Origin of the sequence: Micromonospora sp. NBC_00362 (assembly GCF_026342155.1) — a bacterium.
Lineage (GTDB): Bacteria > Actinomycetota > Actinomycetes > Mycobacteriales > Micromonosporaceae > Micromonospora > Micromonospora hortensis.
In genome coordinates, this window is sequence record NZ_JAPENH010000001.1 from 2,317,514 (window position 1) to 2,330,670 (window position 13,157).

Genomic DNA, 13,157 nt, shown 5'->3' on the forward strand with positions numbered 1-13,157 from the left:
ACTTGTCAACGCAGATCCAACACACCTCGACCCAGGCGAATCGCAAATCGAACCACCCGCTGCAACTCTGTTCCATTGCGTGACGTCTCGGACATCGCAAGGCAGTTCTTAACTTGGCTCATGACTGAGGTAGGCGAGCCAGAATCGGGATCCCTCCAGCGAAGACGGACCAACCAGCAGCAAACCAAATCAGATGGCGCGTCCAAGGAACCTCTGAGTAAATTTTGCCGCCAGATGCCGAGCCAGCATTTCTCTTTCTCCACACCTCGATAGCATCAGCTGCACGAACATTTCTCCGGCTCCCCCACAGCCTTCCCAACAGTGAGCCCTGGAAGGCGTAACAGGCCACGTCTCGATGACCTACCACACTGACCACTAAACCGTTCCCTGAGTCAACCCCCTTAACGCGATCCCATGGCACGACCACCCGCACTCCAGGGTTGACAATCAAAAGCGATTCATGCGTCGGCTTAACGAAAGAGAACATCGTCGTCAGCGAGATCAAGTAGCAGATCACCGCGAAAAAGCTGGCGACAGCGATGAGTCCACTCCACCCATTCGCTGGATTCAGGCTGAACATGAGCATCATAAAGCCGAACAGCAGCCAAATCAGAGAGCCGCCCACCCAGTTCAGCTTGTTTCTCATACGCGTCTCAGCTCCTCACCAGATGTCTGCGCCGTTCGCTCCGGCCCACATACTGGCGTTGGCAGACAGGCCAGTCATGCTAGCACCAAGATCGAAGTTGTTTACCATCTGCTTGGTTCGAGCGGAAGCGTAGCTCAGGGCAGGGAAGGCAGCAATGGCGTCGTCGGCCATATAACCTGCGTTGATCAGAGGCACGGGTGCTCGGGACCGCACGGTGTCTCCAAGCGCGCTGGTACGGGTTGGCATTTTCGCACCTATTGACGGATTGAGCTTCCACGGGACCTCTCGCCAAAACGCTGCACCAGATCCCGCCGCACCACGGGCAAGGCCTGCTCCACCAACGATAAATGCAGCATCTATCGCGTGAGACTTCCAGTCCATCTTGCCAAGTTCCCAGTCATTTTTATACCCGTCGACGAATATTCCGCCAGCAAGCACGGCACCGGCGACCACCGTGCAGGCCCCTGCGGACGCAACGATGCAAACAACACCTCCGACAACGATCAGACCCTTACTGATGGTCCCCCAATTTTCGGAGAGGTAACCCCCGGTCGCATGATAAGCCTTCTGCACCTTATTGCTCGCACTGCACACCCAGGACCAAGCCGAGCACTCCTTCTTCTTTGGCTTCGGGCTTTGGCTGGGCGGCGGCACGTACTTTCCGCGCTTCTGCTTGGTGCTGGTTAGCTTGTTCTTCTCGCCATAGCTCACGTTGTCAGTGGAGCCGCACCCGCCCGGGCAACCCTTCTTGACGTCGTAGCCGTAGCAATCGAAGTACTTGCAGTCGTCGGGGATCATCCCGGTGGGGTCGCTGGACGTCACCGGGGTGTTGTTGGCGTAGGAGTAACCGTTCCATTGCTGCGGCTGAGCCGCGTCTTGAAGTGGGTCGATGGAGATGAATCGGCCCGCGAGCGGGTCGTAGGAACGGGCGCCGACGGTGGTCAGTCCCGTCGGGCTCATCGGCTTATTGAGGAAACCACGGTTGTCCGGTGCGGCGACGGTGGCGCCTCGGGGAGCGCCGTACGGGGTGTACTGCCGCCAGGTGGGGTTCTGGGCGGTGTTGTCGAGATAGAGGGTCGGCGTTCCCTGGTGGTCGGCGATGGCGAAGGTGTAAGCGGTGCTGCCGGTGCGGATGCAGGTGCCGCCGCCGGGAAGGGCGTAGTAGCGGCTGCCGGTGACAACGCTGCTGGCGGTGTTGAGGGTGAGCTGCTGTCCGGGCAGGTAGAGCGTGTTCTTGCCGGGTTCCTTCTGCAACAGAAGGTTGCCGTCGGCGTCGTAGATGAAGGTGTTGTTGCCGCTGGTGCCGCCGGTGACCGTGCCGAGCTTGCCGGCGTCGTCCCAGGTGAGGGTTTGGTTCCCCTGGGCGGCGTTGCGGCCGGTGGTGTTGCCGGCGTTGTCGTAGGTGTACGACGTGGTGCCGGTAGACCCACCGGTCTTGGTGGTGGAGGTCAGGGTGTGCGGCTTGTTCTGACCGTTGCCGTTGTAGGCGTAGGTGGTGGTCGTGTCGGTGCCGCCGGTCAGGTTGTGCTCGACCTGCTTGGTGCGGTTGCCGATGGGGTCGATCTGCCAGCTGGTCCAGTAGGCGCTACCGGCGCCGATGGTGTTGCCGACCATTGACTTGTTGGTGTCGGTGGGTGTGGTGGCGCAGGCGTCGGTGCCGGTCCACGCTTCGGTGAGTCTGGCCAGGCCGTCGTAGCCGTAGCACTGCGTCTCCGCCGGGGTGGTGGTGCCCAACCGCTTGCTGATCTTGCGGGTGATGTTCCCGACCAGGTCGTACCTGTACTCCTGCTCATCCACAGTCGTCGGGGTCGTCGTGGAGCGGGTGACGAGTTGGTTGGTCAACCGGGCGGTGTGCGGGTCGTACGTGTTGGTGACGAAGGCATGGCTGCTCGCCGAGCCGATCTTCTGCTGGTCGACCCGGCTGTAGGCGTCGTAGCTGACGCTCTGGCTGTATCCGGCGAGACCGGCGAGCGTGGTGGGCAGGTCCAGCACACCGGTGTAGCCGTGCAGAACGGTCTCCGAGGGCAGGCCGCCCTTGGACGGGTAGGTGTCCGTCAGGGGCAGACCCAGCACTGAGGAGTAGGTGTGCCCGAACACGTACGACCCACCGAGCGCGCCCTCGGTGTCCGGGACGGTGACCGTCGTGCCGAGAGAGCTGCCGAAGACGTTGAACGCCTTCTGCTGGGTGACGTACGCCTGCCCATCACGGTAGGCGGTCGTGGTGGTCAGCTTCCCTAGCGCGTTGGTGACCCCCGCGACGCTGTTGCTGTTGTCGTACACCCAGGTCGCCCGCCGGTTCGCCGTCGACTGGTTCGCCACCGTCGCCGCGAACTCGCCGATCTTGCGGTCGAGGGAGTCGTAGGTGAACGACAGGGTCTTACCGCGCCCGTCGGTGGACTGCTCGAGGTTGCCGTTGGCGTCGTAGCTCATGCTGCTGGTGCCGGCATCCGGGTCGACCCTGCTAACGACCTGGCCGAGCAGGTTGTAGGTCGAGGTCCACACGTTGTTGCTGGCATCGGTGAGCGTCGACTGGTTGCCGTGCTCATCGTAGCCGTACTTGCTGACCGTCGCGGTACCACCGGTGACGGTGAACATCCCGGTGAACGTGTCCGCCGGCGTCGTCACCGTCGGACGAGCGCTGTACTCGTGCAGTTCCTTCTTGCGACCGATGGGGTCGGTGAGGGTGGCGGAGACGACCCCGCCGGTAGGCGGAACAACGGTCGTGCGGTCACCGGCGTACACGGTGGTCGTCGTCGAGACGGTCACGCCGTTCTTCGCGTTGGTGACGACGACCGCCCTGCCCAGGCCGTCGTAGGTGGTGAGGGTCTGGTTCGGCACCTGCTTGCCCAGGTTCGCAGCCGATACCGGAGTGCTGACGGTCGGCAACGACCCGTCATCCCACCAGCCGTTGTACGACGCGCGAGTCCCACCACGGGTGTCGTAGAACGTGTCCGTGATCATCCGGCCACCCGCCGGGGTGATCGACTGGGTCTGCCGCGTGCGCAGCAACGCGTCGTAGATCGCAACGGACGTCTGATAGCCGTTGGAGTTGTTCAGCGTCTGCGTGGTGGTAGCCGACACGCCCGTCTTCGACACGGTGTAGGCGAACTTGTGGTTCGCCGCGACGCTGGTGGCGCGCGAGTTCAACCACACCGACGTGGCGCGGCCGAGCGCGTCGTAGTGCTGGGTGGTGACGATGCCGTTGGCGTCGGTGCTGACCAGCGGGATGCCGCGCTTCGTGTCGAGCGTGACGGACCCACCGTGTCCCGCGGCGTTGGTGCTGGAGGTCGCGGTGACCAGTTTGACGGCGTTCATGGTGTAGCCGCTGGTGGTCTTGTTGCCCTTGGCGTCGTACGAGTCGGTGACCCGGCCGTAGCTGTCGTAGGTCGACCGTCCGGTGGTCTGCCAAGCGTACGCGCCGCCGGTGTGGTCCTTGGCGACCTGGGTCATCGTGACGTTGCCCTTGGACGGGGCCGCCGCCTGCGGGAACGTGGTGGAGAAGTCCGTCACGTCGTAGAAGCTGCGTTCGACCTTCACCACCTGGGCGGGTCGGTTGACGCTGCCCGGGGCGGTGAGGGTGTTGACGCTGCCGGGCACCGAGGCGGGGCTGCCCTGGGTGAACCCGCCGCAGGCCACGGAGACGGTTTCGGTCTGGCTGACCAGCCCGGCGAGGTTCTTGGTGGTGTTGGCCGGGGCGTAGGTGTAGGTGGTGCACTGGTTGTACGCCGCGTCGACCGGCACCGTGTAGGTGTAGGTGTTCTTCAGTTCACCGAAGGTGGCGCTGGCGGTGTTCGCGTCGTAGCTGCTGTCCGTTCCGGTGTTGCGCCACGTCACCGATCCGCTGCTCGTGACGGCCTGACGGGTGTAGGTCTTGATGGGGGCGACCCACTGCGCCGTCAACGCCGGCAAGCCGGTGCGGGAACGCGTCGCGGTCGCCCCGGACACCCAGTACGAGGTGATGGTGGAGGAGTCGACGCGGCCGTTCTCGCCGAGGTACTGGGTGGTTTCCAGTTCCTTGCCGGCGAGTTCGTCGATGTCCTCGTGCAGGCCACCGGCGGAGTCGGTCAGGTTGACCACTGTCGTGTTGTTGTTCTTCGACATGCCGCGGTAGTAGGCGGTTTCGGCTTGCGTACGGCGGTCGTTGACGCCGTCGCCGGTGAAGGTTTGCACCTTCGCGTAGCCGCGGAACTGCCCGTAGCTGCGGTACTTGGTCTTGACGACCTCGTTCTCGTCGAAGTGCCAGGCCGCCCCGCCGAGGTACTTGTAGCTGGTCGACAGGGCAGCGGCGCCGCCGGTCGGGTCGGTGGAGGTGACCCGGGTGACGGCGTACTTGTTGAACCAGTCCTTGAACGGGTCCGTGTACCCGTCCGGGGTCCAGTACACCGGGTAGCAGGACTTCGTGTTCGCCGCCGGGTCGGTGGTGACCGGGGCGGTGCACGGCACCGGCAACTCGTAGCTGGGACTGATCACCGATCCGGTTTCGGTGGTGATCGTCGCGATGCGCTGCCGGTAGAACGACGGCAACCCACCGGCGGTGTCGACCCGGTTGGGCAACTTGATGCCGGTGAACGACACCGACGGCAACGTGATCGCCGCCGTCGACCCACCCGCGCTGGTGTCATGACCGGTACGGACGACCCCGGTCAGCCACAACGTCGGCGACGTGCCGTCACCGGTGGCCGGCATGCTGTGTGACAGGGCGTACGAGTCGACCTTCTCGTAGGTCGAGGTCGCCGTGTTGTACTGCCTCGCCTCGATCGACGTCAACCGGACGGTGGAGAAGAACGACGGGCTCCAGTCGTCACAGTCGGCCCCCGAGGCGCAGATCAAGTCGAACGGCACGTCCGGCCAGTTCGCCTTGTTCGCCGCATTCAACGGCTGACACGTCCCCGACAGGCACCGGTCACCGGTGTTGAAGACGATCTGGTTCGCCACCGTGCCGTACGCGCCACCGTCGGTGAACCCGTAGTCGATGCGCGCCAGGTTGCTGTCGCGGATGTAGGACACATCCGTCGCGCCCTTGTTACGGCCGTAGAAGTTGGTGGCCTGGTTGTAGTAGTACGCCATCGCGTTGCCGTTGGTGTCAGTGACGTAGTCAAGGTTCCACCGGTACGCCATCGTGCACACCGACGACGAGAACCCCGCCGAGTTGTAGCACGGGTCGCCCGAGTGCGGTGAATACACCGGCGAGTGGTCCACCGACTTCGTCTCCGCCTTACCTGAGGCCCACCCCGGCAACCGGTTACGACCGAACTCGTAACTGGTGCCGTCGCGCAGAGTCACCCGCCAGTAGTCGGTGTTGTACGTCCCCGAACCGTTGTTCGCGTTCTCGACGTGCGTGACGACCTCACCGTTGTCCGACTCCGGCTTCCACACCTTCTTCGCGGCATCCCACACCAACGCCGTCGAGGAACCATTCAACGACAACGTCAACAACGGGCCGTCGTAACAGCGGTCCGGGGTCTTCACCGGCGACGCGCTGCCACCCGGCTCGTCCATGCAGGACGCGAACGTCTGCTCCACGTACGAGCGCGGCGTGGACCAACCGTCACCCACCCACGACGCCTGCGCGTTCGTCGACGCGGTCTGCCCATCCACGCTGCCCGAGTCATACGACAACGCCACCGTCGGCACCAGATCCGACGCCGCCGGCGGCACCGTCACCGGATACGAATACGTGAACGAACCCGTACTCCCACCACCGGTCCACGATCCCGACGGCTTCAAGTCCGTGGCCGCGTACGTGCCACCCTTGCCGCCCTCCTCAGCAGCCGCGGCAACCGCCGCCAGCACGGTCACGCCGCCGGCCGCCCGAGCGCCCGCATCCGCCGCCAGCGGCACCTCGGCAGACACCGACCTCGCCCCGGCGTCGTTCGTCGAGGCCAACGGCTGACCCGTCCGACACTCGCTGCGCGTCGGCGTCGTCAGCGCACACGCCGGCAACCGGACCAACCGCAACCGCGACCCGTAGTTACCGCCGAACGCCTCGGCGAACCCCGCGTAGTCCACACCAACCCGTACCGAGCCGGAGCCAGCGTCCGGAGACACCGACAGCAGCACGCCATCCACCCCAGCGGCCTCGGCGGCCTTGCGGTCGGCCACCTTCACGTCCAGGCGCCGCGCACCGACCGACTCACCGGCCTTCGCCGCCACCGACTCGGCCCACACCGGTGTACCGGCGGCACGTACCCGCGCCGGCGACGCGGCCCGCGCACCGGCGGGAACCGCCTCCAGTTCCACCCGCGCCGAGGCGGCCTTCGGCCACGCCGTCCGCGTCGGCGTGAACGTCGACTTGGCGTCGTCCGGCGGCGTCACGAACTTGGTCGGCAGCGGCTTCACACCCTTGACCGACTGTCCCGGCGACGTCGCCGGCGCCTTCGCCAGCTCCGGTTCCTTCGGCTTCGCCAGGGCGGGCGCGCCCGACAGGAGACTGGCGGCGAGCGACGCGGCCGCGACAACCGCGACCAGACGTCTGGGACGTGTGAGCAGGCGTAATCCCCCGTGGACGGCCATGCGTACCTCAGCTCTACGAGACGGGATGGGGGCCACGCAGAGTGATCGATCACGCACCCCCGTGGCGCGAACAATGTTTCATGTTTGATCACCCAAGAAGGTCACGGAGTCATAACGATGATTGGCTTCCGATGCCATCAAAACCGTCTCACTGAGTGCTAAAAGGACAGCATTTAGTGACCGGAGACGTTCCCCGTAGGCCGGCGTGACTGCTTCACTGTGGCCGCTCGGTCGGACGCGCCCTCGCGTTCACGTCACTAACGGGGAGAACTACATATGATCAAGAGACGACTGCGCCTACGCGCCGTCGCGTCGGTTGCGGTGGCCGCTGTCGCCATCGCCGCGGCCGCAGTGCCCCTCACCCTGCCAGCCGCCGCTGCTGCTCCGGCGAAGCCGAAATCCGCCGCTGAACCGGCCGGACCGCTCGGGGTGGACGCGGCGCTGGCCCACGCCAAGCGGACCGGCAAGCAGGTCGAGGCGACCGCCGCCGGCACCTCGACGGAGACCCTGACCGCCCGCCCAGACGGACGGCTCCTGCTCAGCCAGAGCGCCATGCCGGCCCGCAAGCGTGTCGGGGACACCTGGAAGGCGCTGGACCCCACCCTGGTCCGACGGGCCGACGGTGCCATCACGGCGACCACCACCACGCATGACATCACGCTCTCCAGTGGTGGCACCGGACCGATGGCACACCTGGTCAGCGGGGACCGCTCGCTCACCCTGACGGCGCCCGTGGCCCTGCCCGTGCCCACGCTTGCCGGGCCGACGGCCACCTACGCCAACGTACTGCCCGGTGTGGACCTGACCGCGACCGTCAACGCCCAGGGCGGCTTCTCGCACGTCTTCGTGGTCAAGGACGCGAAGGCCGCGGCGAACCCGAAGCTGGCCACGCTCGAGCTGGCCACCGCCACCAAGGGCTTCACCCTCGGTGCCGACTCGGCAGGAAACATCAGCGGGCAGAACCGGGCTGGCGACGCGGTCATCACCGCACCGGCGCCGCTCATGTGGGACTCCTCGGCGTCGGGCACCAACGGACCGACCGCCCGCAGCGGCGCCGCGTCGACGAGCGCTGCTCCCGGCCGGGTGGCGCGCACCGCCGCCATCGGGGTCTCCATCGCCCCCGGCAAGCTCGGTCTCAAGCCCGACCGCAAGCTGCTCACCGACGCCGCGACCGTCTACCCGGTCTACATCGACCCCAGCTTCAACTGGAGCGCCACCGGCCCGCGGATGTCCGGCTGGGCCAGCATCTCCTACCAGCACCAGTCCACCAACTACTGGAACAACACCCCCGACCCGATCGGTCGGATGCAGGTGGGTAACTCCGGTGAGCAGCGCTCGAACACGCTGATCAACTTCCCGGTGCCCTACAGCGCCCTGAAGGGTGCCGAAATCAGCTCGGCCATCTTCAAGATCACCAACACCCGCTCGTGGTCCTGCACGGCCAAGCGGGTGAACGTCTACGCCCCGAACACGGTGCTCACCAAGTCCAACGCCACCTGGAACTACTGGGAGACGCAGAGCAACACCCGGCTCGCGGCGTCGGCGAGTTTCGCCCACGGCTACAGCGGCTGCGCCGCGGCCGGCGTTGCCTTCGACATCACCAGCCAGATCACTACCGACCTGGCGAGCAACCGGACAGCCGCCCGGACCCTGCGGCTGGTCGGCGACAACGAGGGCAGTGACGCACAGAGCTGGAAGGAGTTCCTCCAGACCAGCCCCACGCTGGAGATCCTCTACAACCACAAGCCGAACAAGCCGGCCGGTATGACCACCTCGCCGCGGACCGCCTGCGCCGGTGGGTCGACCGTCGGCGACAACCCGGTCTACCTCTACGCTCCGGTGTCCGACCCCAACGGCGGCACTCTCGGGGTGAGCTTCAAGCTCTGGAAGACCGCCGACGCCTCGCAGACCGCCCTGGCGTCGTCCAACCCGAACCTGCTCACCTACTCCTCCGGCAGCACCGGCGTGCTGATCGTGCCGTCCGCCACGCTGCGCGCCGCCGCCGGTGGCACGATCACCAACTTCTCCTGGAAGGTCCAGGCGACCGACTTCCGGAGCGCCAGCGACTGGTCGGCGACCTGTAACTTCACCTTCGACCCCACCCGGACCGGCGCGCCAGAGATCAGCCAGCCGCAGGGCGAGTCGAAGATCGGCCAAGAGGTCAGCTTCGCCATCACGCCGCCCAGCACCGGCACCCAGCCGACCAGCTACAGCTACCAGCTCAACGGCCTGCCCCCGGTCACCGTCTCCGCCGCGGCCGGCGCTGCCACCGTCCTCACGACGCCGACCCGGTTCACCAACACGCTCGCGGTGACCAGCCTCTCGGCCGGTGGCAACTTCGGCGAGACCGCCACCGTCACCTTCAACGCGGACCCCGCCGCCACGACTGCCGACGCGGACCTCACCGGTGACGGTGTCGCCGACCTGTTGACCGTCGGCGCCCGCAACGGGCTGCCCTCCGGCCTCTGGCTCGGCACTGGCATGAACAGCGGCGCGGTGCGCACCACTGTGAACGACATTGGGGCGCGGGGCAACGGGGTCACCGGCAACGAGGACCCGTCCGACTTCAACGGAGGCCAGGTGCTCTCCGGTCACTTCTTCGGGTCCGGCCTGCAGGACGTTCTCGTCTACTACACGGCGGGCACCAACGCCGGCAACGGAACCATCCTGCGGGGCAGTGGCGACGGCTCGGTCATCCAGCCGTACAACAACCAGGTCAGCGTCCTCGGTGACCTGCTGCTCGACGGCAACGGCAACGCGCCGCTGCAGCTGGCCAACGCCGGCGACTCCCGTGCCACCGGATCCACCCTGCCGGACCTGATCGGCACCAGCGGCGACGCCGCCAACGGTTACTACCTCAACTACTACCCGGTGTCCTCCGCGCCCGGCCTCTACTACTACAGCGCCAGCACCCAGACGCCGACGCCGACGGGCGGGGTGGACTGGAACAACTGGACCATCTCCACCGCCCAGGTCAACGGCAGCACCTCGATGTTCCTGTGGAACAGCGGCACCGGGGCCCTGCACCTCTGGACGAACCTGGCCTACAACCAGGACACCGAGCAGCTCACCTACACGCCGTACACGCTCTCGACCAACTGGAACCGCAGCGCCGCACTGAGCCTGCGGGCCGCCGACGTCAACTCCGACGACACCCCCGACCTGTGGACCATCGGCGCCAACGGCCTGACCACGGCGTACCTGGTGACCGGCCTCGGCGGCACGCCCGCCATCGCCACCCAACAGGCGCAGGGCCTGGTCACCGCCAAGCACACCTGGGCGCTCAACGACGGCGCGGCCGGAGCGACAGCGGCGACCGCGGCCGACACCTCCGGCGGCAGCACCCTCACCGGCACCGGCAACGCGTACTGGCACGAGGGTGACCTCTTCAGCCCGGACCTGCGGCTCAACACCGATGCCACCGGCACGGGCGTGGACGCCAACGGCACCGGCAGCCTGGTCAGCGCCAACAGTCCGGTACTGATCGACACCACCAAGTCGTTCAGCGTCGCCGCCTGGGTGAAGCCCACCACCGCCGGCAAGATCATCCTCTCCGAGGAGGGAACGCGCTCCGCTCGGTTCATCCTCTGGCAGGAGCAGAGCGACAACACCTGGCGCTTCGGGATGGCCCGATCCGACAGCGACGCCTGGTCGTACGACCAGGCCATCAGCGCACCGAACGCGCAGCTCGGGGTGTGGACGCACCTGGTGGCCACCTACAACGCCACCACGAGCACGATGGCTCTCTACGTCAACAACAACCTCGCCGGCACGGCACAGCACGCCGCCGCCGCCGTGTCCTGGCCGAGCACCGGCCGGTTCGTCATCGGCCACTACCGCTACAGGGGCGCACCGAGTTCGTACTACTCGGGGCAGGTCAGCAACGTGCAGCACTGGGACCGCGCGTTGAACCCGGCCGAGGCCACCGCACCGGGCAACTACGCCCAGACGCTCCTCGCACCCAACGTCCGCGACGTCACCGGTGACGGCCGGAGCGACATGTTGATCAGGCAGAGCAACGGCGACGTGCTGCTGCGCCGCGGAACGAACCTGGACAACACGCTCACGTTCGATGCCGGCGTGGTGGTCTGCGGCAAGTGCGGAGGCTACGACTCGTTCAACATCGCCGATGCCAACAACGACGGCAAGCTGGACCTCTTCATGCGCCAGATCAGCACCGGCGACATGTACGTCTACCCGAACACGGTCGCCAACGGCGACCCGGTCTGGGCCACCCGCCAGCTGGTCTGTGGCAAGTGCGTCAACTTCGGCACGTCCGACCTGGCCGATGTGAATCGCGACGGCAAGACCGACCTGTTCATTCGGGAGAACAGCACCGGGGACATGTACGCGTACCTGGGCAACGGCCCGACCGGCGGCGCAATCACCTGGAGCAACCGGATTCTGCTCTGCGGCTCCTGTGGTGGATACGACAACGTGCACATCGAGGACGCCAACAACGACGGCAAGCCGGACCTGTTCATGCGCAACTCCGGCACCGGCGACATGTGGGTCTACCCCAACACGGCCGCCAGCGGGGCCCCGGTGTGGGGCCCCCGTGTCCTGGTCTGCGGCTTGTGCCGGGACTTCGACATGAGCAGCCTCGGCGATGTCAACAACGACGGGAAGATGGACCTGATGGTCCGTCGCAGGAGCAACGGCACCCTGAACCTCTACACGGGCAACGGCGCCCCCGGCACCGTCACCTGGGGCTCACGGTCGTTCATGTAGTCCGAAGGGCCGAAACCCCCGGGCACCGCGAAAGCGGTGTCCGGGGGTTTCGCATGTGCGGGCCGAGCTCCCGGCCTCGGGGGCGGCTGTGCACCGCGAGGACAGGCCGTGGCACGGGACGGTGGCGTCGGCGGCCCTCCAGGAGCCGCCGCTGGGCGCGGTTCGCCTGCGGCAGGGCTGAGCTGGCCGGGTCATGCCGCCGACATCGACGAGGGTTCGCCCCTCAATTGACGAACGAGGAGATGTCGGCGGCTATCTCGTTCGGGTATTCGCCGTTGATGGCGTGTGAAGCGTCCGGGTAGGTCTTCACCGTGCCGTGGGTCAGGGACCGCTTCGCCAGCTTCGCGGCCTCGCCAGCGTCGTGCAGGCGGGACTTTCCCGCCATCAGGACGAGCACCGGGACGTCGACCGCCGCGAGCTGGTCCTCGGACGGCCGGGTCGGGGCGGACAGCTTCATCACGTACGCCTGCATGCCGGCCTCGATCATCCGTGCGACCGGTACGTCCTCCACCGGGGCGCCGTTCGCCGTCCAACTGGTGAAGCTGTCCCGCCAGGATCGGGGTGCCCAGCGGACGCTCAACGGGATGGACCGCAGCACCACCTCCGTCGACAGACCAGCGAAGACCAGGACCGGATCGAGCAGTACGACGCTCCCCACCTTCTGCGGCCGGTGCACAGCGAGGTTCATCGCCGTCCAACCGCCGAACGACACGCCGACCAGGTGGATGGTCGGCTCGGGCAGCGCCAGCAGGACCTCGTGCAACCACTGCGCGTGCGCGGTCGTGTCCGTGATGGGGCGCTGCTGGATGCTCATGCCCGGCTCACCGAGCAGGTCGACGGTGTAGACGTTGCGCGACCGCAGCAGCGACGGCAGGTTGTCCGCCCAGACCGGTGACGCCGACGCCCGGCCGGGCAGAAGCAGCAGGGGCGCGGCCGCCGGGTCGGTGCCGCCGCTGAAGTGGTAGAGCCGTACGACGCCGTATCCGGTCCGGACGTCGAGGGTGCGGTCGGGCTCGGGCAGGTCCGCCATCGCCTCCCGGTACGCACCGACGAAACGATCGTGGGACTGCGTCGACGTGAAGTAGCCGACGGGTGCGGGGTCGCGCAGCGCGTACGCGATCGCCACCGTGATCACCGCGAGCACCGCGGCGGCTCGGAGAAGGCCGCGCCGATGCGCTCGCAGGAATCTGCCCACCCCCCGCACGACCTTCGTCACCATGAGGTCAGATTACTAACCGCATGGTAGAAAATACAACCGTCAGGTCAG

4 protein-coding genes are annotated in these 13,157 nt (G+C 66.7%); 1 reads left to right on the forward strand and 3 read right to left on the reverse strand.

Features of this window, described 5'->3' with window-relative positions; genetic code table 11:
• Positions 1–118: 118 nt before the first annotated feature.
• Together OG992_RS10600 and OG992_RS10605 are read right to left on the reverse strand one after the other, a co-directional pair.
• Entirely contained in the window at positions 119–646 is a 528-nt protein-coding gene (locus OG992_RS10600) for a hypothetical protein (RefSeq protein WP_266303110.1), read from the reverse strand.
• Positions 647–661: 15 nt separating this feature from the next.
• Positions 662–7,159 (reverse strand): RHS repeat-associated core domain-containing protein, encoded by a 6,498-nt coding sequence (locus tag OG992_RS10605; RefSeq protein ID WP_266303111.1) that lies wholly within the window; start codon positions 7,157–7,159, stop codon positions 662–664.
• Between the two features lie 276 nt (positions 7,160–7,435).
• Here OG992_RS10605 and OG992_RS10610 point away from each other — a divergent pair, with 276 nt between their 5' ends.
• Entirely contained in the window at positions 7,436–11,890 is a 4,455-nt protein-coding gene (locus OG992_RS10610; RefSeq protein ID WP_266303112.1) for a LamG-like jellyroll fold domain-containing protein, read from the forward strand.
• Positions 11,891–12,113: 223 nt separating this feature from the next.
• On the opposite strand, the gene OG992_RS10615 is transcribed toward OG992_RS10610, so the two are convergent.
• Positions 12,114–13,109 (reverse strand): alpha/beta fold hydrolase, encoded by a 996-nt coding sequence (locus OG992_RS10615; RefSeq protein WP_238686266.1) that lies wholly within the window; start codon positions 13,107–13,109, stop codon positions 12,114–12,116.
• Positions 13,110–13,157: the final 48 nt, after the last annotated feature.